Genomic DNA, 22,665 nt, shown 5'->3' with positions numbered 1-22,665 from the left:
AATTATGTTTATTGTGGATTCCCATTGCCATCTTGATGGCCTGGACTATGAAAAGAACCATCGTGACCTGGATGATGTGATCGCCAAAGCGGCGGCGCGTGATGTGAAATTTATGCTGGCAATCGCCACCACGCTGCCGGGTTTTCATACCCTTAAAAGTCTGGTCGGCGAACGGAAAAATATAGCGCTCTCCTGCGGTGTGCATCCGCTGAATCAGGAAGAGGCCTATGATGTTGAGGAGTTTCGTCGGCTCTCTGCCGATCCTCAGGTGGTGGCTCTGGGGGAAACCGGGCTGGATTATCACTATCAGCCAGAAACGAAAGATCAGCAGCAGCGCTCGTTCCGGGAACATATCCGTACCGGTATTGCGCTGAACAAACCGATCATTGTTCACACCCGTGATGCCCGCGAAGATACGCTGGCGATTCTGCGTGAAGAGCAGGTTGAACGTTGCGGCGGCGTGCTGCACTGCTTCACTGAGGATCAGCCCACTGCAGCAAAACTGCTGGATATGGGCTTCTACATCTCTTTTTCCGGCATCGTCACATTCCGCAATGCCGAGCAGTTACGTGAAGCCGCACGCTATGTGCCGCTGGATCGGATGCTGGTGGAAACGGATTCGCCTTATCTGGCCCCGGTGCCTTTCCGTGGTAAAGAGAATCAGCCCGCTTATACGCGCGATGTTGCCGAATATCTGGCTGTCCTGAAAGGGGTGGATTTAGAAACGCTGGCAGCCACCACCACCCAAAACTTCTCAACGCTGTTTCATATCCCGATGAGCCAGCTGGGCGCCTGATCAGCTATTATTTCAGCCTCTGTAATTAATCTGTAACCTGCGTATATGACCCTGTTTTTTCAGACAGGGTCAGCTTTTTATCGCCGATTACTGGTGCGGATCAGTAAGAAATTTCGTAAAGTGCGCCCTTGTGATTGTCGAAACGTGATACCCGTCAAAGTAACAAATCGGGAATTATTTTACCCTTCGTAATAAATCAAAAGGCGGTCACCGCCAGCCCGGCAAAGAATCCTCCCTCTTTGCCACGCGCACTGCGCAAATATGCACTCTTACTCAGGAGCTTCACGCTATGTTCAAAAATGCTTTTGCCAACCTTCAAAAGGTCGGTAAATCGCTGATGCTGCCGGTATCGGTTCTGCCGATTGCCGGTATTTTGTTAGGGGTCGGTTCAGCCAATTTCAGCTGGTTACCTGCAGTGGTTTCGCATGTGATGGCAGAAGCGGGTGGATCGGTGTTCGCCAACATGCCGCTGATTTTCGCTATTGGTGTGGCGCTGGGCTTTACCAATAATGACGGCGTTTCGGCGCTGGCAGCGGTTGTTGCCTATGGCATCATGGTGAAAACCATGGCGGTGGTTGCCCCGCTGGTGCTGCATCTGCCTGCGGCGGAGATCGAGGCTAAACACCTCGCCGACACCGGGGTACTGGGCGGTATTATCGCCGGCTCTATTGCCGCGTACATGTTTAATCGCTTCTACCGCATCAAGCTCCCAGAATATCTGGGCTTCTTTGCCGGTAAGCGTTTTGTGCCGATTATTTCCGGTCTGGCAGCTATCATTCTCGGCGTACTGCTCTCCTTTATCTGGCCACCGATAGGTTCCGCGATTCAGGAGTTCTCACAGTGGGCTGCCTATCAAAACCCGGTTGTCGCCTTTGGTATTTATGGCGTAATTGAACGCGCGTTGGTGCCATTTGGTCTGCATCACATCTGGAACGTTCCTTTCCAGATGCAGATCGGTGAATACACCAATGCGGCAGGTCAGGTGTTCCACGGTGATATCCCGCGCTATATGGCGGGTGACCCGACCGCAGGTAAACTCTCTGGCGGCTTCCTGTTCAAAATGTACGGTCTGCCAGCGGCAGCGATTGCTATCTGGCATTCAGCGAAGCCTGAAAATCGCGCCAAAGTGGGCGGTATCATGATCTCCGCCGCGCTGACCGCATTCCTGACCGGTATCACCGAACCGATTGAATTCTCATTCATGTTCGTGGCACCAATCCTGTATGTGATCCATGCGCTGCTGGCGGGTCTGGCATTCCCAATCTGTATCCTGCTTGGGATGCGTGATGGCACCAGCTTCTCTCACGGTCTGATCGACTTTATCGTGCTGAGCGGCAACAGCAGTAAAATCTGGCTGTTCCCGATTGTTGGTATCATCTATGGTCTGGTTTACTACACCATATTCCGTGTACTGATCGCGAAGCTGGATCTGAAAACACCTGGCCGTGAAGAGAGCAGCAGCAGCGAGCAATCTACCGCGACTGGTACAGAGATGGCGGGCAAACTGGTGGCGGCGTTTGGTGGTAAAGAGAACATCACCAACCTGGATGCCTGTATCACCCGTTTACGTGTCAGCGTCGCCGATGTGGCGAAAGTGGATCAGACTGAACTGAAAAACCTCGGCGCCCGTGGCGTGGTGGTAGCCGGTTCCGGTGTGCAGGCGATTTTCGGGACTAAGTCCGATAACCTGAAAACCGATATGGATGATTACATCCGCAGCATGTAATGATTTACAGCGATGAAAAAGCCCCGCTTAGCGGGGCTTTTTTTTGGCCGGGATTCAGAGGTAAACGCGCAGATACTCTGTCAGGCAGAGCAGGGCCATCGCCTGGCCGTAGGGCATAGAGGTCAGAGGAACCGTGCGGTAGTAATCCAGATCCTTGCCCATTGCGGTTCCAAAGGAGACCTGTTTTAACTCGCCATCGTCATCAATATTGGCAATCACGCCGCGCAACGCTTTTTCTGCCACTTCGCGATATTCCGCGGGCAGATAACGCTTGCGAACCCCTTTCAGAATGCCATAAGCAAACCCGGCGGTGGCGGAGGCTTCCGGGTAGCTGTGCGGATCATCAAGCAGGGTGTGCCACAATCCGCTGCTGTGCTGACATTCCCTGAGCGCTTTAACCTGGGTCTCCAGCACCTGCTGCAGAAAACGGCGGGTAGCGTGATGCTCAGGCCAGTTCATCATCTCCAGGAAGTCGGGAATGACAATCGTCACCCAGCTGTTACCGCGCGCCCAGCGTGCATCAGCAAAGTTATGGCGGCCGTCAAAGTTCCAGCCGTGGAACCATAAGCCGGTTTTGCGATCCATCAGATACTGGGTGTGCAGCAGGAACTGATAACTCGCTTCTTCAATCCACTCATCGCGCTTCAGCAACTGGCCAATTTTAGCCAGCGCCATCACGCTCATCATCAGCGTATCGTCCCAGAGCTGCTGCGGGTTTTCGTTGTTATAGACAATGTGCTGCAGGCCGCCCTGTTCGGTACGCGGCATCTCATACATAACCCATTCTGCCCAGCGCTCCAGCACCGGCACCCAGGCCGGGTTCCCGGTCTCTTCGTAACGGTAGGCCAGCGTCAGAAAAGGACAAACGGTATTCACATTTTTGGTCGGCGTGCCTTCCGCCAGACGCTGCGTAAACCACTCATCAATAATGGCCAGCGTCTGCTGGTCACCGGTCTGCTGATAGTAGTGCAGCATGCCATACAGACCGATGCCGTGTGTCCATTCCCAACCCGCCCAGCCTTTGGTATCAATCACCCGGCCATCGTCCAGCCGTAATAAAAATTCGCCTGTCTCATCGGTGATGTTAACCAGATTCTGTGTCAGCTTTTGAATCAGCTGTACCAGTTCGCTGCGTGGCAACAGATGCTCGGGCTGGCACAATAATTTGCTGTGTTTAACGGGAAATACAGTCATGGTTTATTCCTGTCGTTTTAAGGTCGGGTTTAAAGAAGGGTTTAAAGTGGGATGTGCGGACAATTTTTCCGGCGCTGGCTTATTACGATTAAGGAAGCCAATGTTGTTGTTGCCCCAGAGGTTTTCGTAAGGCATGCCAGCCAGCGTTTCTACAATTCCGCGTGCTTCCGGCGTGATGCTTTCCGGCACGATGCGGCCCGCGTCGCGCATCTTCAGCGTCTCCTGGCGCAGCACAGTGTGGGTCTGCAGATTAAGCTTAAAGCGCAGTGACACGATAAAGCCGCAGGCCAGTACGGCCACAGTGCCAATGCTGAGAATCGCCAGAATAGTGTGGCTGACGCCGGGTACCTGGGTCGCCTGGCCAGAAACAAAGCCGGAGAGCTGCAGCACGATACCGACCAGCATAACTGCGCCAGCCTGCGACGCTTTACGCGTCAGGGTCATGATGCCGGCAAAAATCCCTTCACGGCGCTGTCCGGTGATCACCTCATCCACATCGGCGATATAGGTATAGGTGTTCCACGGCACATAGTTGATGCCGCCACGTCCCAGGCCTGCCAGGGCAGAGATCACCAACAGCAGCGACATGTTGTCGTTCATTCCGGCATACCACAATCCAGCGTAGGAGAGCGCCGCCAGGCCAAACAATATGGCCACCAGACGGTAGGCGGGCGCGGGTCCCATGCGGATGCAGAGCGGAATCATCGCCATCACGGCAATAAACTGCAGCACCGCCATGGTGCCCATCAGGCTGGAGGCGACCTGAGCGCTCTGCATCAGCACAAATACCACATACCAGGTAAAGACGGCGTTAAACACATCCTGGGCGATATAGCCGCCGAGGTACATGCCAAGGTGCTGGCGGAAGATGCGGATGCGTAAGGTTGAAGCCAGCTCGACATAGAGCCGCTTGAGATTCTGCATCAGCGTCAGCTGCTGCTTTTCCTGTTCTGCACGGCGTGACTCGGCGGAAAAGTCATCGGGGTGACGCTCCCAGGTAAAGCACCACACCAGCGTCAGCACCAGCGCGCAGATTACCGAGAACACCAGACTGGCGTAGAAGAAGGAGAGAGGATTATCTTTGCCCAGCATACCCAGCAAAATACCGGGTAAAAAGGCAGCCAGAATGGCCGACAGCTGAGCCAGGCCGATGCGGGCACCGGAGAAGCGGGTTTTCTGTTTGAAATCGTCGGTCATTTCCGGCACCAGCGTTTCATACGGCACCAGGATCATGGTGTAGACGATATCAAACAGCAGATACGTGCAGAGATACCACCAGAAACTCATGTCGCTGAGCCACATCAGGCTATAACTGAATACAGAGGGTATGCCGAGCAGGATAAAAAATTTGCGGCGGCCAAAGCGTTTGCCCAGCCAGGTCGAACCGAAGTTATCGGTCAGAAAGCCCATTAGCGGACTGACTATCGCATCCAGCACGCGGGCAGCGGCAAAGATCAGCGTGGCCTGAATCGGGGTTAACCCACAAAAGGTGGTGTAAAAATAGAGCAACCAGGCGGCGGTCAGCGCCGTGGTGCCTGCTCCAAGAAAATCTCCGGAACCGTAGGCCAGATAGTGGCCAAGACCAATTTTACGTGAGCGCATGTCTGATGCTCCTTGATGTTTATGGCGGTTTATCCCTGGTGACGCCGGTCATCTCACCCGGACTGGTTAGCAAAGTAGAACTGACGGGGCGGCTAAACCTTCGCAATTTGGCAAGTGCTGGCGCTGAAGTGGCAGTCATACAAAGAAAAGGGTGGCGAAATTCTAATTTATAAAACAGCGTTTCATTTTCTGGTGTGGCAGGGGCGTTGCCAGCATTCTGAACAGCGTGCGGGTCACGGAGAGAGGGGGCTGCTGCAAAGGCAGGCGAACAATGCAAGAAAAGTGGTCCTGAGGTTGAAAGAAAACAAATTTCTCCCGCATACTGATTGATTAAGACTCAGGCTAAAGGAATTGCACCATGGCAGAAGAAACCATTTTTAGTAAAATTATCCGCCGCGAAATCCCCGCTGATGTGGTTTATCAGGATGAGCTGGTCACTGCCTTCCGCGACATTTCGCCCAAAGCGCCGACCCATATTTTAATCGTGCCGAATGTGCTGATCCCAACGGTCAACGAGGCGGAAGCGGCGCATGAGCATGCGCTGGGACGTATGTTTACTACCGCGGCGAAAATCGCCCGTCAGGAAGGTATCGATCAAAATGGTTATCGTCTGATTGTGAACTGCAATCAACATGGTGGTCAGGAGGTTTATCACATTCATATGCATCTGCTGGGCGGTGAACCGCTGGGACCGATGCTCTCTAACTGACCTGATAACGGAAGCGTGCTATGCGATCCTGGCTGACTGGCCTGCCGATCCTGCTCTGCCTGACGGCCTGCAGCAGTGAAAAACCGATGATCAATACGTCGCAGTCGCTGGTGATGGAGTCCTCTGTGCTGTCGGCAGGGATCATTACCGATGAACCGACGCTGGATGAGAACGATGGACTGAAGCGTGCCACCAGCGTGCTCTATAATCAGCGCGAAACACCGGTTGTTGTGCACTATCGTTACTACTGGTATGACGACAAAGGGCTGGAAATCACCCCGCAGGAACCGGCGCAGACCGTTACCGTTCCGGCGCAGGGCAGCATTATCGCCACTTCGCAACTGGGTAACCTGACGGCCAGCAAGGTTCGTCTTTATCTCTATCTTTAAGGATTTTCTACGTGATACGCAGTGTTAATCGTACCGGAGCGCTCCTGATGGCGCTCATTCTGACCGGCTGTGTGGTGAAACAGCAGCAGCCTGCACCGGTTGAACCGACTCAGCCTGTGGAGCCGGTGCAGCCCGTTCCACAACCTGAACCGGTGCCGCAACCGCAGCCAGTGCCGCAGCCACCGAAACTGGTCACTATCAACTGGGATGCCAGCGTTCAGCCGCTGGTGGCGCAGATGTTACAGGCCGCCAGCGCCGAGCCGGGCAGCGTGTTGCTGGTGGATCGCGTTAAAAACAGCACCAACGGTGCGCTGCAAAGCGAGAAAGCGACGGCAGCTATCCAGAATGCGCTGAATAACAACGGCAAATTCACCCTGGTTTCTGCTGACCAACTGGCGCAGGCCAAGCAGACGCTGGGATTATCGCCGGATGACAGCCTGAACTCGCGCAGTAAAGCGATTGGCCTGGCGCGTAACGTTAACGCTCAGTATGTGCTCTACAGCAACGCGCGTGGCGATGTCAAAGCGCCGACGCTGCAAATGCAACTGATGCTGGTCCAGACAGGCGAGATCATCTGGTCCGGCAACGGCATTGCACAGAATTAATCCCGCTTTCCAGCGGATGATTCAGCAGGTCACCGGCGAACCAGAAAAGACATCCTTTATCCCGCTGGCCGGTCTGACCGGGCACAGCCAGAAGATTGTCAGCCCGCGCGGAACTTTTATCGCGCGGGCGGCACCGCAACCTGTTATTCCGTTTGTGGATCGGCAGCGCGAATTCCGTCTGTTACGCAAACTGCAAGCCAGCGGAGTGGCACCGCAGCCCGTGGCGGGCCATCGTCAGGGGATTATCCTGACCTGGTGCGCAGGCGAAGCGCTGGATGAACACCGTTTCAGCCAGCAGCGTCCACAGATCGTGGCACTGCTACAGCAGCTGCATCAGCAGCCGCTGACCGGCTATCGTCTGCAGTTGTTGCCGCTGTTATGGCGCTACTGGCAGCTCACTCCACAGCGGCATCACCGCTGGTTGTGGGCGCTCAGACGTCTGACGCAGCAGGGTGAACCCCAGCCGCTGCGGCTGGCTCCGCTGCACATGGATCTGCATGCCGGAAATGTCATACAAGGTCCCGAAGGTCTGCGTCTGATCGACTGGGAGTATGCCGCCGATGGCGACGTGGCGCTGGAGCTGGCGGCTGTCTGTGCCAGCGATCCGCAGCACCAGGCCGAGTGGCTGGCTGAGTATGCCGCGGCGATGCAGCTGCCGCTCACCGCGCTGGTGCAGCAGGTCAGACGCTGGCAGCCCTGGCTGCAGTTGCTGATGGCCAGCTGGTATCAGCTCCGTGCCGGTCAGCGTGACGACGACACATTACAACAGCTGGCTCGACAGAGCTGGGAACAGATTTAATCGCGTTACGCAGGTGCGTTTCGCTACAGGATTCATGATATGAGATCAGATTTACCCGGCCCACTGATGCTTGACGTCGAGGGTTATGAACTGGATGGCGAAGAGCGCGACATCCTGCAGCATCCGCTGGTGGGCGGTTTAATTTTATTTGCCCGAAATTATCATGATCCCGCTCAGCTGGCAGAGCTGGTGCGGCAGATCCGCGCCGCCTCTCACACCCGGCTGGTAGTGGCGGTGGATCAGGAGGGCGGTCGCGTGCAGCGTTTCCGTGACGGCTTCACCCAACTGCCTGCCATGCAATCTTTTGCTGCGTTGCACGACCTGGATACCGCCGGTGAACTGGCGCAACAGGCGGGATGGCAAATGGCGGCCGAGATGATCGCCATGGATATCGATATCAGCTTTGCGCCGGTACTCGATATTGGTCATATCAGCGCCGCGATTGGCGACCGTTCTTTCCATGCCGATCCGGCCATCGCCCTTGATGTCGCCCGCCGCTTTATTGCGGGGATGCACGAGGCGGGCATGAAGACTACGGGCAAACATTTTCCGGGTCACGGTGCGGTGAGTGCGGATTCGCATAAAGAGACCCCACGCGATCCGCGGGACGAAAAGACGCTGCGTGAGCATGACATGGCAATCTTCAGCAAGCTGATTACCGAACAGGCACTGGACGCCATCATGCCCGCACACGTCATCTACTCCGAAGTTGATCCGCTGCCCGCCAGTGGTTCGCCATACTGGCTTAAAACCGTGCTGCGTGAGCAACTGGGCTTTGACGGTATTATTTTCTCCGACGATCTGTCGATGGAGGGCGCTGCGGTGATGGGCAGCTATCCTGAGCGGGCGCAGCAGTCTCTTTCCGCGGGCTGTGACATGATTCTGGTCTGCAATCAGCGTCAGGGCGCCATCAGTGTACTGGATAACCTGATCCCGGTCGGGTCAGAGCGGGTTACACAGCTGTATCATCAGGGCAGGTTTACCCGCGATGAACTGCGGGGAACGCATCGCTGGAAAAATAATGCTCAGCAACTGAGTGCGCTTCAGGAACGCTGGCTGGCTCATAAGACGTCGTGGTAAGCAGTGACTGCCCGGCGCTATCACTACCTTGAGGATTATCATGATCATCTATCTGCACGGTTTTGATTCCAACAGTCCGGGCAATCACGAAAAAGTGCTGCAACTGCAATTTATCGATCCTGACGTCAGGTTGATCAGTTACAGCACCCGCCATCCCAAACATGACATGCAGTTTCTGCTAAAAGAGACCGATAAGATGCTGACGCTTTCTGACGACGACCGGCCGCTGATTTGCGGCGTCGGACTGGGCGGCTTCTGGTCAGAGCGCATTGGATTTCTGTGCGGCATCCGCCAGGTGATTTTTAATCCCAACCTCTCGCCGCAGGCGAACATGGAAGGGAAGATCGACCGGCCGGAGGAGTATCAGGATATCGCAACGAAGTGCGTCAGCGATTTTCGCGAGCGTAATCGTGACCGCTGCCTGGCCATTCTCTCCCGTCACGATGAGGCGCTCGACAGCCAGCACATTGCTGACCAGCTGCATCCGTTTTATGAAATTGTCTGGGATGAGACGGAAGGGCACAAATTCAAAAATATATCCCCACATCTTAAGCGGATAAAAGCTTTTAAAACATTAGGTTAAGCAGCAAAGGCACCGCAAGGTGCCTGTTTTTATTACGTAATTATCTGAGTTTTATTTTCCCGCTTTGATGTATATCAATATTCTTATGTTCTCCTCTTCCCGCCATGCTATTCTCCCAGCAGATTGCGATTTTAACTTCGCCAACCCTATGTTTCTTAAGGTTTAATTTAACCTTTGGTTAACTTTTGGTTCACAATTTGAGGGGGTCTTTGTTGACTACGTCTGTTAAGAAAATTGTTATTGTCGGAGGGGGAGCGGGCGGCCTGGAAATGGCCACGCAGCTGGGCCATAAACTGGGCCGAAAAAAGAAGGCCGAGATTATCCTGGTTGATCGTAACCACAGTCATTTGTGGAAGCCGCTACTGCACGAAGTGGCGACCGGCTCAATGGACGAAGGCATTGATGCATTGAGCTATCTGGCTCATGCCCGCAATCACGGTTTTGAGTTCCAGCTGGGTTCGCTTACCGATATCGATCGCACCCGAAAAGTGATCCGCCTGGCCGAAGTGCTGAATGCGCAGGGCGAAGTGCTGGTGCCACAGCGTGAAGTGGCCTACGACCAGCTGGTGATGGCGCTGGGCAGCACCTCGAATGATTTCGGTACGCCGGGCGTCAAAGATCACTGCATCTTCCTGGATAATCCGCATCAGGCGCGTCGTTTCCATAACGAAATGCTCAACCTGTTCCTGAAATTCTCCGCCAGCGAAGGCCGGGTCGAGAAAGTTAACATCGCCATCGTGGGCGGCGGGGCAACAGGCGTTGAGCTGTCAGCTGAATTGCACAACGCGGTGAAACAGCTGCACAGCTACGGCTTCAAAGGCCTGGGACGCGAAGCGCTGAACGTGACGCTGGTGGAAGCGGGTGAACGTATCCTGCCTGCACTGCCACCACGCATCTCTGCTGCGGCACATCAGGAGCTGACCAAGCTGGGCGTTCGCGTGCTGACGCAGACCATGGTCACCAGCGCCGAGCGTAATGGCCTGAATACCAAAGGCGGTGAATTTATCGAAGCCGATCTGATGGTCTGGGCGGCTGGGATTAAAGCACCCGACTTCCTGAAAGAGATTGGCGGACTGGAAACCAACCGCATCAATCAGCTGGTGGTCAAAGAGACGCTGCAAACCACGCTGGACGATGACATCTACGCGATTGGCGACTGCGCCTCCTGCGCCTTGCCGGGCGGCGGTTTTGTACCACCGCGCGCCCAGTCAGCGCATCAGATGGCCTCACGCGCCATGGACAACATTCTGGCGCAGCGTGACGGTAAACCGCTAAAAGCCTATGTCTATAAAGATCATGGCTCGCTGGTATCGCTCTCCCGCTTCAGTACGGTCGGCAGCCTGATGGGCAACCTGATGCGCGGCTCAATGATGGTGGAAGGGCGCATCGCGCGCTTTGTCTACATCTCGCTCTATCGTATGCACCAGATCGCGCTGCACGGCTACTTTAAAACCGGTCTGATGATGCTGGTCGGCAGTATTAACCGGGTTATTCGTCCCCGGCTGAAGCTGCACTAAGCAACAGCAATAACGCTGGCTAATTAATGGTAAGCCTCCTCGATTCGATTCAGAGGGGGCTTTTTTTATGTCCTTGAGGGTCACACATTAAGACAAATTAAACATCAGTTTCCTGTATGATGATTAATAAGAAATCCCGGCCTTAATGCCGGGATTTTACTTTACAGGTCAGTCAATTATCCTTCATTCGCTAGCCGGATAAGCAGCTGTCCCGGCCCGGTGATCACCTCGATCTTCTGCCCGGTCGTAAATCCCAGCGCTTCCAGCCAGCGGCCTTTAATGGTGAGCTGCGGCAGTGGGTTCGGCTGGCCCCTATTAGGCCGGTATCCCACTCTGTAATAATGTGCTCGCGATTCACCAGCGGCGGTTGTGGACGTGCGGGTCCCTGACTTATGATGCGTGTCAGCCATAATCAACTCCTTATCAGTTGGTGGTGGTCAGCGGGCTGTTGGTGTTCCACCACCTTCAGTCCGCGCTAAAAAATCTCTCGTTATGTGCTTCCTGTTCTGTTTTTACCTGTTTAAATATACACCTCCTGCCACGTAAACTCGCTGAAAGCTGAGTAATAAATTGCGAGCTGTCTCTGAAAACAGATAGTTTTTCTCCGGTCTGGCTTTCGTTCATTTTTTCTTCGCAGTCAGCTTGAAAGTAACGCTTTTTGGGAAAATACAGGTGTTATCTTTCCGAATGCTTTCATTTATTCAGAGGGGTTTAAATAGAACTGTAACTTAGTCTTTTAAAGGGTTGGGAACATATCAGGTCAGTTAATAATCTGCGTTAATGGATTGTATAAGGCAGGATAATTTTCTGGATGTATGTGCCGTAATGGTTTTCAGGTGTTTTGCTTTTTTATGGCAACTCGGTCTTGATACCTCTAATTCTTTTTGGTCTAATAGTGCCATTAAGAATTGATTGATAACTAATCGCCAGGATGAATCCTGTGGTTAAATTCTTTACTTAACCTAAATTAAATGGCCGAAGTGCCATTTAATAAGGCTGGCGTTTAAGTTTCACATTGACTCAGGCCAGCCTGTTTTAAAAAATCCGGGTATGAATAGATGCTCTCCGACCGATCTGAACATCAGGCGCGGAGCGCTACATGAAATTCCTGTCCGATACAGGCGGATAGATAAAAAATTATCCTGTCCGTCGGGTATTGGTGATTCAGGGAACGAAGTCCTGCGTTAAGCGCAGGGAAATAATGTTAAATTATGAAAAGGAATTAATTACATGACTTCTAAAATGACGATGCTGGCATTACTGTGTGGCGGTCTGCTCGTGGGCAGCAATGCACTGGCTGATAATCACACGGTCTCGGTTGGTTATGCGCAAAGCAAAGTTGAAGACTTTAAAAACATCCGCGGTGTCAATGTTCAGTATCGCTATGAATGGAATTCTCCTCTCAGTGTGATTGGCTCATTCAGCTACATGAAAGGCGATGACAGTTTTTCTGAGCGAGAAGATTTTTATGGCGACGTTAGCGGATATGATGGAAAAACCAAAGTTAAATATTACTCACTGATGGCAGGTCCCGCATATCGCATCAATGACTACATCAGCTTCTATGGATTAATTGGTGTTGCCCATACCAAAGTGGATGAGAACGTGACTTATCCCGGTATCTATTCCGAAGAATACAGCGAAAATAAAACCTCTTTTGCCTATGGCGCTGGCGTTGTCGTGAATCCTATCAGCAACCTCTCTGTGAGTGTTGGCTATGAAGGTACTCGCGTAAAATATAACGAAGATGTTGCCATTAATGGTTTTAACATCGGCATCGGATACCGTTTCTGATTCAACGCTAAAAACCGCAACCCTGGTCATCTGGTCAGGGTTGTTTTTTTTGCACTCTGGAAAGGATCGTTTTTTATAAAGGTCGAATCAGGCAGTTCTTCGATACATTTAAAATAGTACCTGATCCTGTCTGACCAAAGACGTCGATCTTCTGAATTAACCGATTTGAATTTTGTTAAAACAAAGAAAAACAATTACAGCTTCAGGGGGCGAGAATGTTATGCATTAAATGTCAGGAAGCAGAAGAGAATAAAGAATCAGGATTTTGTGATAATTGTGAAAAAAAAGAAGAGGGCAGGATTAATGGCTTATTATATCTGCCAGCTTTAGGCTTGATTATTGGTTTTTTTACGATGCTGTATAATGATTTTTGTATTGTTTCGTTGATTGCCAACACTTATCAGAAACAAGGTGTGGTTAATAGTTTTAGTATTTTATTATTAGCGCTGTCCATTATTAATGCTCCCGTAACAGTGCTGGCTTGCTGGTTCTTCTTTAGGAAGAAAGTAAAAACCAGATACGTGATGATAACGTACTATTTATACGGTCTTATCTTTGCGAGTTTTTGCACGCTTTATCCTGCTTTGGTTTTTCACGTAAACATTACGCAGCCTGCTATCAATATGCTGGCTCGGGCCTTAATCAGTTGTCTGATATGGGTACCATATTTTATTTTTTCCAGCAGGATTAATAAAGTCTTTGTGCATTAATACGGTCAATATTTTTTGTCACAAAATAAACGATGGGTAACGCAACACCCGCCTCGTTATAGTACCAATAAAATAACCAGTTCCAGTCTGTGTCAGTTAAATTAAGGATAATAAAGAATGGCTGCAAAAATTTTAATCACCGGATTGATAGCACTATTATTGAGCGGTTGCACGGCAGGTTTCAGACCTTCACTGGATGATTATAAAGGGCAGGATGCGGCCCGAATCCGGGTGGGTTCAGAGGGCAATACGGCACTTCAGTTCTATGAAAAACAGAGTTCAGGTTGCTATAAAAAAATGCTGGAACGCCGTATCACTTCTGGTTTCGCCATTCTGGGCATCCCCGTTACAGGTAATAAACGGATAGGTATGCCAGCGTCGTCTGAAAACAAGGGTGCTTTCATCAATGAATTTACCCTGAAGCCAGGACAAATGATTCGTGTCATTCACTACTGGACACAGGCTGGATACCATCAGAACACTCAAAAATCGGCCACTGTTGAATTTATTCCTCAGGCTAACCATGACTACGATATTGTAGTCAGAGGGTCCGAATATTCAGGCGATAGCGTTTCCATCAAAGACCTTACCCCCAATGGCACCATTGTGGGCTGGGGCGAGATAAAGGTATGCCCATCCGAGAGCATTTTTGATTAGTTTCCTTTTTCTTCATTCCTGAAGCCTGAGTGCTTCAGGAATGAATGTTCCCGATAACGGTACATAAAGACGATACTTTTGGGTGACGATGGAAAGGCCGTTGCCATAACGGGCAGTCAGGCTTTGCTTAAAGCATATAAAATTATATGCCTTTGATTTAATTGGTTTAATTTCCTTAGCGAAAAAGCATCATTAATAACGTTCCCCACCTCAGAACTCTCCTAAAAACTGGTCCTGATAGCAAAGTGACCAATTTCCTCCATTTATCTGATGTTGCATTTTCGGTCCATCTGTAAAACTTCATCTCAACAAACACGGCGCGTCGCGCACGCCGGTTATACCTCAGTTAACGAGGATGCTTTAGCAGCAGGATTGCGCGGTAACACTTTTCAGGAGGAACTTCCTGTGAATAAATCAATGTTAGCGGGTATCGGTATTGGTGTGGCAGCAGCACTGGGTGTTGCAGCCGTAGCAGGCATGAACGTGTTTGATCGCGGTCCTCAATATGCTCAGGTACTGTCTGCAACGCCAATCAAAGAGAGCATTAAACAGCCTCGTCAGGAGTGCCGTAATGTCACTCTGACTCACCGTCGGGCCGTGCAGGATGAAAACCGTCTTGCCGGGTCTGTATTAGGTGCAGTGGCAGGTGGAGTGCTGGGTCACCAGTTTGGTGGCGGTCGCGGCAGAGATGTGGCGACAGTAGCAGGTGCGGTAGCGGGGGGTTATGCCGGTAATCAGGTCCAGGGCGGACTGCAGGATCGGGATACCTACACCACAACCGAACAGCGCTGCAAAACAGTTTACGACAAACAAGAGAAAAAACTGGGATATGACGTGACCTATAAAATAGGCGATCAGCAGGGTAAAATCCGTATGGAAAATGACCCCGGCACGCGTATTCCACTGGATCGCAATGGTCAGCTGGTTCTCAACGGCGATCAGGCGTAATTGGGCAAAGCTTTGCCGCTCACGCGGCCACACAGCACAACGTAATACAGCAGTAATGAAAAAGGCGCATCTCAGGATGCGCCTTTTTTTGCGGCAAACTAACCGGCGTTTTACCGGTTAGATCACCAACGCACGGGCAGGGTGTTACGCCTGCCGTTGAGCCAGTTGCGAAACGAATCCCTGCACCCACTCAAGCCGCACCTTTCTTTCCGATAGCTCACGGGTAAACCGCAGTCGTGTCGGACCGTCCAGCTTCCACTGCTGAGGCTCTTTCTGCAGCAGGCCTATCAGCCATGCCGGATCCACGTTGTTCTTCGGCGCAAAATCGAAATAACCGCCTTTGTCGCTGGCTTCGATCTTACGCAGACCGACAGCGCGGGCTTTCAGCCGGATAATCGCCACATCCAGCAGATTACGCGCCGGATCGGGTAGCAGGCCAAAGCGGTCGATCATCTCAACCTTCAGCTCCTGCAACTCCTCTTCAGCCTCCGCGCTGGCGATGCGTTTATAGAGGGAAAGACGGGTACTGACATCCGGAATAAAGGTCTCGGGCAGCAGGGCGGGCATCCGCAGCTCCACCTCGGTCTGGTTGCTGGTGAGATCTTCCAGTGACGGCTCGCGACCCGCTTTCAGCGCCTCGACCGCATTCTCCAGCAGCTCCATATAAAGCGTGAAGCCCAGCGTCTCCATCTGTCCGCTCTGCTCATCACCCAGCAGTTCGCCGGCACCGCGAATCTCCAGGTCGTGTGTTGCCAGGGCAAAACCCGCTCCCAGATCTTCCAGTGAAGCGATCGCCTCCAGCCGCTTATGCGCATCGGCGGTCATCGACTTCGGATGAGGTGTTAACAGCCAGGCATAAGCCTGATGATGCGAACGCCCGACGCGACCACGCAGCTGATGCAACTGCGCCAGGCCAAAGTGATCGGCCCGCTCAATGATGATGGTATTGGCGGTCGGTATGTCGATACCGGTTTCGATAATGGTGGTACAAACCAGCACGTTAAAACGCTGATGGTGGAAATCGTTCATCACCCGTTCCAGATCACGCTCACGCATCTGACCATGACCAATAGCGACACGCGCTTCCGGCACCAGTTCGCTGAGACGCTGCGCCGCTTTCTCGATATTTTCAACGTCATTGTAGAGGTAGTAGACCTGTCCGCCACGCAGAACCTCACGCAGGATCGCTTCGCGGATCACCAGATCGTCAAATTCACGGACAAAGGTTTTCACCGCTAAACGGCGGGCAGGCGGCGTGGCGATGATCGAGAGATCGCGCATGCCGCTCATGGCCATATTCAGGGTGCGAGGGATTGGCGTTGCGGTCAGCGTCAGAATGTCCACATCGGCGCGCATCGCCTTGATGCGCTCTTTGTGACGCACCCCGAAACGGTGCTCTTCATCGACAATCAGCAGACCGAGATCGTGCCATTTAAGATCGCTCATCAGCAGCTTATGGGTGCCGATTAAGATGTCGATCTTGCCATCGCTGGCCTGTTCCAGCACCTGCGCCTGCTCTTTGGCAGTACGGAAACGGGAAAGCATCTCAATGCGAACCGGCCAGTTGGCGAAGCGATCGCGGAAGTTATCGTAATGCTGCTGTGCCAGCAGGGTGGTCGGCACCAGCACGGCCACCTGTTTATGGTTCTCAATCGCCAGAAACGCCGCGCGCATGGCTACTTCGGTTTTACCGAAACCAACGTCGCCGCACACCAGACGGTCCATCGCCAGCGGCTCGCACATATCACTTAGCACCGCGTTGATCGCCTGCGCCTGGTCCGGGGTGGTTTCAAACGGGAAGCTTTCGCAGAACAGCTGATACTGCTCGCGATTATGCTTAAAGGCAAAGCCGGTTTTGGCGGCGCGCTGAGCATAGATATCCAGCAGTTCAGCCGCCACATCACGCACTTTCTCAGCCGCTTTCTGCCGTGCGCGTGACCAGGCATCGCTGCCCAGTTTGTGCAGTGGTGCATTATCGTCGGCACCGCCCGCGTAGCGGCTGATCAGGTGCAGCGATGAAACCGGCACATAAAGTTTGGCGTCGTTGGCGTAAGAGAGCATCAGATATTCCGCCTCAATGCCGCCAGCTTCCAGCGTGGTGAGACCGATATAACGACCTACACCGTGTTCCAGATGCACCACCGGCTGGCCGGGATGCAGCTCCGCCAGGTTACGGATCAGAATGTCCGGATTGATAGTGCGACGGGTATCCTGACGGCGACGGCTGACGCGTTCGCCCAGCAAATCGCTTTCGCAAATCAGCGCCCGGTTGCCCTGGGTATCGATAAAACCGCGCTCGCTGGCGCCGATCATCAGTCGGAAACGCTCTTCGCCGGTCTCATCGAAGCGGTGCACCGGCTGAGGACGCAGTTTAATCCGGGCCAGCAGATCCTGCAGGCTCTCACGGCGGCCTTCACTTTCGACCGAGAAGACCACGGTGCCGCTGAAGGTCTCAATAAACTGACGCAGATGATCCAGCGGCGCTTTTGCCTGCGCCTGAACGGTCAGGTCAGGCAGCGGGGTATAACCGAGGTTGGTATTCGCGGCTTTGGTGGGCAGCACCTCATTGGTCATCTGGATGCGCGGCCAGGCTTTCAGCTCTCCCATTAATGCATCCGGACGCAGCCACAGGGTGACCGGCTCCAGCAGTGGACGCATCGGATCAACGCGGCGATTTTCATAGCGCGCCTCGGCATCCTGCCAGAAGCGGCTGGCGCTGCCTTCAAGATCGCCGCAGTTCACAATCAGGGTATTATCCGGCAGATAGCTGAACAGACTGGGTAACGGCTGCTCAAAAAACAGCGGCTGCCAGTATTCGATGCCCGCTGGCAACGTGCCTTTGCTGACCTGCTGATAGACATGCTCCGACTCACGGCGCACATCAAACGTTTCACGCCAGCGGCTGCGGAACAGCTCAATGGCGGCTTTGTCGCTGGGAAACTCATGCGCAGGCAGCAGGTTAATTTCGGGGACCGCTTCCAGCGTGCGCTGACTGTCGACGTCGAACAGGCGCAGGCTGTCGATCTCATCATCGAAAAAGTCGATGCGGTAGGGCTGATCGCTGCCCATCGGGAACAGATCGAGCAGGGCGCCGCGCGTGGCGTATTCACCGTGCTCCATCACCTGATCGACATGGCGATAACCGGCCTGCTCAAGCTGGTCGCGCAGCCGGTCGCGAGACAGTTTTTGTCCCTGCTTCATCACCAGCGCATGGCCGTGCAGAAAACTGTGCGGGCAGACGCGCTGCATCAGGGTGTTGACCGGCATGATCAGCATACCGCGCTGCATCACCGGCAGCTGGTAGAGGGTCGACAGGCGGGCGGAGATAATATCCTGATGCGGCGAAAAGCTGTCGTAGGGCAGCGTTTCCCAGTCGGCAAGGTGCGCCACCGGTAGATCGGTAAACTGGCGGATTTCATCCAGCAGACGCAGAGCGGTTTGGGTATCGGGTGTAATCATTAACACCGGACCAGCATGTCTTTCGGTAATGCTGGCACACTCCACCGCGTGCGCCGCGCCTATGAGCTGGCCGAGCTGACGGTGATCGCCGGATTTAACGGGCAGGGTATAACGAGTCTGTTCGGGCATGGGATCTCGGGGTTGCTCCATTTTTCCAGGACGTAATCATTCCATATTATGTCAGGGGGATCACCTCTGCGGCACAATTTTCCTGCCGCGCCGCGCTGAACCAGGGGATCGGTCAGCCATTACCGGGCGTCAGCGGTAATCGTGCGGATAAAGAGAGGATAGACGGAGTCTGGCAAGGGATCAGAAAAAACCGCCGTCGCCATGCAGCGACGGGGTTAAAAGGGCATTTTATTTTATGGATTGCTGTGTGTAATGCATGCGTGGGCGGTCGATATTCGCCCAGGATAACTCCTGCTCAGGATGATAGCTGAGGTTACCGTCGTCCCACTTTACGTAGTAGCCGGCTGGTGCGTTTCCCTGCTCAAAGACGTTGATGATTTCGCCTCTGATCTCCCCGGATTTATGTTTAACGATGCTGCCTTTGGGAAATTTCAACATGGTCGCTACCTCATACTGCCCGGCAATAAATCACCTGTGATCATGGTACTGATTGTAGTCTACCCCCCTGAGCGCTGAATAATCAGCCAATAAGCGGCGGCTTTATCGGCTATTCCGCTGCTTTGGCACGTAAAGTGACGCATCCGGATGCAACTTTGCTGCCGACTCAGAGGGTTAGAGGTTTCATAAAGCCAGCCGCTCCTTTATCATCCCACTACCTATTTTCAGGCAACGGCTTACTGGATTCCATGTATCAACCTGTCGCGCTATTTATCGGTCTGCGTTATATGCGCGGACGAGCATCGGATCGCTTCGGTCGCTTTGTCTCCTGGCTCTCAACGATTGGCATTACGCTCGGCGTGCTGGCGATGGTCACCGTGTTATCGGTGATGAACGGTTTTGAGCGTGAACTCGAAGGCAATATTCTTGGCCTGATGCCTCAGGCGCTGATCACCAGCGACAAAGGCAGTCTCAATCCACAACAGCAACCCGCCACCTCGCTGAATCTGCAGGGTGTCAGCCGTATTGCGCCGCTGACCACCGCCAATGTGGTGCTGCAAAGCCCGCACAGCGTCTCCGTTGGCGTGATGCTGGGCATTGAGCCGGATGAAAAAGATCCGCTTACCCCTTTCCTGGTCAATACCCGGCAGAGCGTGCTGCAGGCCGGGCAGTACAACGTGATCCTCGGCGAACAGCTGGCATCTCAGCTTGGCGTAAAACGTGGCGATCAGCTGCGTCTGATGGTGCCTTCGGTCAGCCAGTTCACCCCGATGGGACGTGTGCCAAGTCAGCGTCTGTTTACCGTAGCGGGCACCTATGCCGCTAACAGCGAAGTCGATGGTTATCAGATTCTGGTCAATCTTCAGGATGCGTCGCGCGTGATGCGCTATCCGGCCGGTAACATTACCGGCTGGCGACTGTGGCTGGATAAACCGCTGTCGGTCGACAGTCTGAGTCAGCAGACACTGCCTGCGGGCCTGGTCTGGAAAGACTGGCGTGAGCGTAAAGGCGATCTCTTCCAGGCGGTGCGTATGGAGAAGAACATGATGGGCCTGCTGCTGAGCCTGATCATCGCCGTGGCTGCCTTTAACATCATCACCTCGTTAGGCCTGCTGATCATGGAGAAGCAGGGCGAAGTGGCGATCCTGCAAACCCAGGGCCTGACGCGCCGGCAAATAGTGGCGGTGTTTATGGTGCAGGGTGCCAGCGCCGGTATTATCGGCACGCTGCTCGGCACGCTGCTCGGTGTCTTGCTGGCCAGCCAGCTCAACAACTTAATGCCGGTGATTGGCCTGTTCCTTGATGGTGCCGCATTGCCGGTTGATATTAATGTGTGGCAGGTGGTCACCATCGCCCTCAGCGCCATGATTGTGGCGCTGTTGTCTACGCTCTATCCTTCGTGGCGCGCTGCCGCCGTTCAACCTGCTGAGGCTTTACGTTATGAGTAACACTCCTTTGTTGCAGTGCCGCGACCTGTGCAAACGCTATCAGGAAGGCAGCGTGCAGACCGATGTGCTGCGCAATGTGGCTTTCAGCCTCCAGCCCGGTGAACTGACAGCGATTGTCGGCAGCTCCGGTTCCGGTAAAAGTACGCTGCTGCATCTGCTCGGCGGTCTGGATGCACCGACATCGGGCGACGTGGTGTTTGATGGCCAGTCACTGAATGCCATGTCCTCGTCGGCCAAAGCGGAGCTGCGTAACCGCGAGCTGGGCTTTATCTATCAGTTCCACCATCTGCTGCCGGACTTCAGCGCGCTGGAGAACGTGGCGATGCCGCTGCTGATTGGCAAAACGGCTAAAACGGAAGCGCAGGATCGCGCCCGTGAGATGCTGGCCGCGGTCGGGCTGGACCATCGCGCCGCGCACCGGCCTTCAGAACTGTCAGGTGGCGAACGCCAGCGCGTGGCGATTGCCCGTGCGCTGGTTAACCGCCCACGGCTGGTGATGGCGGATGAGCCAACCGGTAACCTTGATGCACGCAACGCCGACGCCATTTTTGAATTACTGGGCGAACTGAACGTGCGTCAGGGCACCGCGTTTCTGGTGGTGACCCACGATCTGATGCTGGCAAAACGCATGACGCGTCAGATGGAGATGCGTGATGGTCAGTTAAGCGATCAGCTCACCATGGCAGGAGCGGTGTAATGGGTTCGTCGTTATCCCTGTTGCTGGGCCTGCGCTTTAGTCGTGGCCGCCGTCGTGGCGGCATGGTGTCGCTGATTTCAGTGATCTCCACCATCGGTATTGCGCTGGGCGTGGCGGTGCTGATTATCGGTCTGAGCGCCATGAATGGTTTTGAGCGTGAGCTGAACAACCGCATTCTGGCGGTGGTGCCGCACGGCGAGATCGAGGCGGTCAATCAGCCGTTCCAGCACTGGCAGTCGATGATTGCCCCGATTGAAAAGGTGCCCGGCATTGCGGCGGCGGCGCCTTATGTGAACTTCACCGGCCTGATTGAGAGCGGCGCCCGGCTGGAAGCGCTGCAGGTAAAGGGCGTTGATCCGGCACAGGAGCCGCGCCTCAGCGCCCTGCCACAGTTTGTGGCAGATAACGGCTGGTCCTCTTTTGCCGCCGGTAAGCAGCAGATCATTCTGGGCGGCGGCATTGCTAAATCGCTGAACGTGAAGCAGGGCGACTGGATCACCATCATGATCCCCAACAACGATGGTGATAACAAACTGCTTCAGCCTAAACGTATCCGGCTTCAGGTCAGCGGTATTCTGCAACTGAGCGGCATGCTCGATCACAGCCTGGCGCTGGTGCCACTCGCCGATGCACAGCACTATCTGGAGATGGGTGACAGCGTGTCCGGCATCGCCCTGAAGATGACCGACCCGTTCCAGGCGGTCAAACTGGTGCGGGATGCCGGTGAAGCGACCCGTTCCTACGTCTACATCAAGAGCTGGATTGGCACCTACGGCTATATGTACCGCGATATTCAGATGATCCGCGCCATCATGTATCTGGCGATGGTGCTGGTGATTGGCGTCGCCTGCTTTAACATTGTCTCAACGCTGGTGATGGCGGTGAAGGATAAGAGCAGTGACATTGCGGTGCTTCGTACCCTCGGTGCTAAAGACCGGCTGATCCGCGCCATCTTCATCTGGTACGGTTTGCTGGCAGGCCTGCTGGGCAGCGTCAGCGGCGTGATCGCGGGCGTGCTGGTGGCGCTGAATCTGACCTCACTGGTGCGCGGGCTGGAGTCGGTTACCGGTCATCATCTGCTGGCGGGTGATATCTACTTCATTGATTTCCTGCCGTCGGAACTGCACTGGATTGATGTGTTCTCAGTATTGATTACCGCGATTCTGCTGAGCCTGCTGGCGAGCTGGTATCCCGCCAGACGCGCCAGCCGCATTGACCCGGCTCGGGTATTAAGCGGTCAGTGAAAAAATGCGGCGCGAATCCTTTCGCGCCGCATCTGTTTAAGACCTTTGCTGTTGGGCGCGGCCCTCAGCAACCGTTACTATCGGGTGATGTTAACCCGGAATCTGTTTAGAGCGGCTCGCCGCAGCTGCTACGCCAGGAGA

The 22,665-nt window shown here is 54.0% G+C and carries 21 protein-coding genes; 16 read left to right on the top strand and 5 right to left on the bottom strand.

From position 1 onward, the window contains the following. Positions 1 to 4: 4 nt before the first annotated feature. Positions 5 to 796, top strand: a complete 792-nt coding sequence (locus tag HFD87_RS00555) for a metal-dependent hydrolase (RefSeq protein WP_033757273.1) — start codon at positions 5 to 7, stop codon at positions 794 to 796. A gap of 289 nt (positions 797 to 1,085) precedes the next feature. Then, a complete protein-coding gene (ptsG, locus tag HFD87_RS00550) occupies positions 1,086 to 2,522 on the top strand; it encodes a PTS glucose transporter subunit IIBC (RefSeq protein WP_010669858.1) in 1,437 nt (478 codons plus the stop codon). A gap of 54 nt (positions 2,523 to 2,576) precedes the next feature. Here the strand turns inward: ptsG and HFD87_RS00545 are convergent, their stop codons facing one another. Both HFD87_RS00545 and HFD87_RS00540 read right to left on the bottom strand, forming a co-directional pair. Next, entirely contained in the window at positions 2,577 to 3,716 is a 1,140-nt protein-coding gene (locus tag HFD87_RS00545) for a glycoside hydrolase family 105 protein (RefSeq protein WP_010669859.1), read from the bottom strand. 3 nt (positions 3,717 to 3,719) lie between these two features. After that, a complete protein-coding gene (locus HFD87_RS00540; RefSeq protein WP_111533674.1) occupies positions 3,720 to 5,318 on the bottom strand; it encodes an MFS transporter in 1,599 nt (532 codons plus the stop codon). A gap of 358 nt (positions 5,319 to 5,676) precedes the next feature. Here HFD87_RS00540 and hinT point away from each other — a divergent pair, with 358 nt between their 5' ends. The 7 genes from hinT (at position 5,677) to HFD87_RS00505 (ending at position 11,000) form a co-directional block, all read left to right on the top strand. Beyond that, positions 5,677 to 6,027 (top strand): purine nucleoside phosphoramidase, encoded by a 351-nt coding sequence (hinT, locus tag HFD87_RS00535; protein ID WP_009090851.1) that lies wholly within the window; start codon positions 5,677 to 5,679, stop codon positions 6,025 to 6,027. Positions 6,028 to 6,047: 20 nt separating this feature from the next. Next, positions 6,048 to 6,416: a YcfL family protein gene (locus HFD87_RS00530; RefSeq protein ID WP_010246307.1), complete on the top strand. Its 369-nt coding sequence runs from the start codon at positions 6,048 to 6,050 to the stop codon at positions 6,414 to 6,416. A gap of 11 nt (positions 6,417 to 6,427) precedes the next feature. Further along, positions 6,428 to 7,021, top strand: a complete 594-nt coding sequence (lpoB, locus tag HFD87_RS00525) for a penicillin-binding protein activator LpoB (RefSeq protein ID WP_022625861.1) — start codon at positions 6,428 to 6,430, stop codon at positions 7,019 to 7,021. A 16-nt stretch (positions 7,022 to 7,037) separates the two neighbouring features. Further along, positions 7,038 to 7,820 (top strand): thiamine kinase, encoded by a 783-nt coding sequence (gene thiK, locus HFD87_RS00520; RefSeq protein ID WP_064690121.1) that lies wholly within the window; start codon positions 7,038 to 7,040, stop codon positions 7,818 to 7,820. A gap of 39 nt (positions 7,821 to 7,859) precedes the next feature. After that, complete coding sequence (gene nagZ / locus HFD87_RS00515) at positions 7,860 to 8,900, top strand: beta-N-acetylhexosaminidase (protein WP_167422812.1); 1,041 nt, start codon at positions 7,860 to 7,862, stop codon at positions 8,898 to 8,900. A gap of 40 nt (positions 8,901 to 8,940) precedes the next feature. Next, positions 8,941 to 9,483, top strand: a complete 543-nt coding sequence (ycfP, locus tag HFD87_RS00510; RefSeq protein ID WP_010246299.1) for an alpha/beta hydrolase YcfP — start codon at positions 8,941 to 8,943, stop codon at positions 9,481 to 9,483. Between the two features lie 212 nt (positions 9,484 to 9,695). Continuing rightward, positions 9,696 to 11,000: an NAD(P)/FAD-dependent oxidoreductase gene (locus HFD87_RS00505; RefSeq protein ID WP_010246297.1), complete on the top strand. Its 1,305-nt coding sequence runs from the start codon at positions 9,696 to 9,698 to the stop codon at positions 10,998 to 11,000. A 176-nt stretch (positions 11,001 to 11,176) separates the two neighbouring features. Here the strand turns inward: HFD87_RS00505 and HFD87_RS00500 are convergent, their stop codons facing one another. Next, a complete protein-coding gene (locus tag HFD87_RS00500) occupies positions 11,177 to 11,410 on the bottom strand; it encodes a SymE family type I addiction module toxin (RefSeq protein ID WP_010246296.1) in 234 nt (77 codons plus the stop codon). Between the two features lie 820 nt (positions 11,411 to 12,230). Between HFD87_RS00500 and HFD87_RS00495 the strand changes: the two genes are divergently transcribed. From HFD87_RS00495 to HFD87_RS00480, 4 genes are all read left to right on the top strand, one after another. Next, on the top strand, positions 12,231 to 12,794 hold the full coding sequence (locus HFD87_RS00495) for an Ail/Lom family outer membrane beta-barrel protein (protein ID WP_167422811.1): 564 nt from the start codon (positions 12,231 to 12,233) through the stop codon (positions 12,792 to 12,794). A 215-nt stretch (positions 12,795 to 13,009) separates the two neighbouring features. Then, on the top strand, positions 13,010 to 13,504 hold the full coding sequence (locus tag HFD87_RS00490; RefSeq protein ID WP_050680200.1) for a DUF2569 domain-containing protein: 495 nt from the start codon (positions 13,010 to 13,012) through the stop codon (positions 13,502 to 13,504). A 117-nt stretch (positions 13,505 to 13,621) separates the two neighbouring features. Continuing rightward, on the top strand, positions 13,622 to 14,161 hold the full coding sequence (locus tag HFD87_RS00485) for a hypothetical protein (RefSeq protein ID WP_052270915.1): 540 nt from the start codon (positions 13,622 to 13,624) through the stop codon (positions 14,159 to 14,161). A gap of 405 nt (positions 14,162 to 14,566) precedes the next feature. Beyond that, positions 14,567 to 15,109 (top strand): glycine zipper 2TM domain-containing protein, encoded by a 543-nt coding sequence (locus tag HFD87_RS00480; RefSeq protein WP_003849847.1) that lies wholly within the window; start codon positions 14,567 to 14,569, stop codon positions 15,107 to 15,109. A gap of 144 nt (positions 15,110 to 15,253) precedes the next feature. Here HFD87_RS00480 and mfd read toward each other — a convergent pair whose 3' ends face one another. Beyond that, positions 15,254 to 18,697 carry a transcription-repair coupling factor gene (gene mfd, locus HFD87_RS00475; RefSeq protein WP_167422810.1) on the bottom strand — a complete coding sequence of 1,148 codons (3,444 nt, stop codon included), beginning with the start codon at positions 18,695 to 18,697 and terminating at the stop codon, positions 15,254 to 15,256. A gap of 228 nt (positions 18,698 to 18,925) precedes the next feature. Further along, entirely contained in the window at positions 18,926 to 19,135 is a 210-nt protein-coding gene (locus tag HFD87_RS00470; protein WP_003849845.1) for a hypothetical protein, read from the bottom strand. Positions 19,136 to 19,383: 248 nt separating this feature from the next. Here HFD87_RS00470 and lolC point away from each other — a divergent pair, with 248 nt between their 5' ends. Genes lolC through lolE form a run of 3 tightly spaced genes read left to right on the top strand, consistent with a single transcriptional unit; the run spans position 19,384 to position 22,524 of the window. After that, on the top strand, positions 19,384 to 20,583 hold the full coding sequence (gene lolC, locus HFD87_RS00465) for a lipoprotein-releasing ABC transporter permease subunit LolC (protein WP_039392496.1): 1,200 nt from the start codon (positions 19,384 to 19,386) through the stop codon (positions 20,581 to 20,583). Next, positions 20,576 to 21,280 (top strand): lipoprotein-releasing ABC transporter ATP-binding protein LolD, encoded by a 705-nt coding sequence (lolD, locus tag HFD87_RS00460; protein ID WP_010246282.1) that lies wholly within the window; start codon positions 20,576 to 20,578, stop codon positions 21,278 to 21,280. The genes lolC and lolD overlap by 8 nt, the downstream gene beginning before the upstream one ends. Continuing rightward, the gene (gene lolE / locus HFD87_RS00455) at positions 21,280 to 22,524 is read left to right on the top strand and encodes a lipoprotein-releasing ABC transporter permease subunit LolE (protein ID WP_022625849.1); all 1,245 of its coding nucleotides are present in this window, start codon (positions 21,280 to 21,282) and stop codon (positions 22,522 to 22,524) included. Before lolD ends, lolE begins: the two co-directional genes overlap by 1 nt. The last annotated feature ends 141 nt before the right edge of the window (positions 22,525 to 22,665 follow it).

The sequence above is a fragment of the Pantoea sp. EKM21T genome (genome assembly GCF_011800405.1).
Lineage (GTDB): Bacteria > Pseudomonadota > Gammaproteobacteria > Enterobacterales > Enterobacteriaceae > Pantoea > Pantoea agglomerans.
Note: the sequence above shows the minus strand (reverse complement) of the source record. Positions and strands in the feature narration are given on the sequence as shown.

Bases quoted from the DNA above. Each gene is read 5' to 3' on its own strand.
- HFD87_RS00555 (WP_033757273.1), top strand. From the start codon at position 5: ATGTTTATTGTGGATTCCCATTGCCATCTTGATGGCCTGGACTATGAA.
- ptsG (WP_010669858.1), top strand. From the start codon at position 1,086: ATGTTCAAAAATGCTTTTGCCAACCTTCAAAAGGTCGGTAAATCGCTG.
- HFD87_RS00545 (WP_010669859.1), bottom strand. From the start codon at position 3,716: ATGACTGTATTTCCCGTTAAACACAGCAAATTATTGTGCCAGCCCGAG.
- HFD87_RS00540 (WP_111533674.1), bottom strand. From the start codon at position 5,318: ATGCGCTCACGTAAAATTGGTCTTGGCCACTATCTGGCCTACGGTTCC.
- hinT (WP_009090851.1), top strand. From the start codon at position 5,677: ATGGCAGAAGAAACCATTTTTAGTAAAATTATCCGCCGCGAAATCCCC.
- HFD87_RS00530 (WP_010246307.1), top strand. From the start codon at position 6,048: ATGCGATCCTGGCTGACTGGCCTGCCGATCCTGCTCTGCCTGACGGCC.
- thiK (WP_064690121.1), top strand. From the start codon at position 7,038: ATGATTCAGCAGGTCACCGGCGAACCAGAAAAGACATCCTTTATCCCG.
- nagZ (WP_167422812.1), top strand. From the start codon at position 7,860: ATGAGATCAGATTTACCCGGCCCACTGATGCTTGACGTCGAGGGTTAT.
- ycfP (WP_010246299.1), top strand. From the start codon at position 8,941: ATGATCATCTATCTGCACGGTTTTGATTCCAACAGTCCGGGCAATCAC.
- HFD87_RS00500 (WP_010246296.1), bottom strand. From the start codon at position 11,410: ATGGCTGACACGCATCATAAGTCAGGGACCCGCACGTCCACAACCGCC.
- HFD87_RS00495 (WP_167422811.1), top strand. From the start codon at position 12,231: ATGACTTCTAAAATGACGATGCTGGCATTACTGTGTGGCGGTCTGCTC.
- HFD87_RS00490 (WP_050680200.1), top strand. From the start codon at position 13,010: ATGTTATGCATTAAATGTCAGGAAGCAGAAGAGAATAAAGAATCAGGA.
- HFD87_RS00485 (WP_052270915.1), top strand. From the start codon at position 13,622: ATGGCTGCAAAAATTTTAATCACCGGATTGATAGCACTATTATTGAGC.
- mfd (WP_167422810.1), bottom strand. From the start codon at position 18,697: ATGCCCGAACAGACTCGTTATACCCTGCCCGTTAAATCCGGCGATCAC.
- HFD87_RS00470 (WP_003849845.1), bottom strand. From the start codon at position 19,135: ATGTTGAAATTTCCCAAAGGCAGCATCGTTAAACATAAATCCGGGGAG.
- lolC (WP_039392496.1), top strand. From the start codon at position 19,384: ATGTATCAACCTGTCGCGCTATTTATCGGTCTGCGTTATATGCGCGGA.
- lolD (WP_010246282.1), top strand. From the start codon at position 20,576: ATGAGTAACACTCCTTTGTTGCAGTGCCGCGACCTGTGCAAACGCTAT.
- lolE (WP_022625849.1), top strand. From the start codon at position 21,280: ATGGGTTCGTCGTTATCCCTGTTGCTGGGCCTGCGCTTTAGTCGTGGC.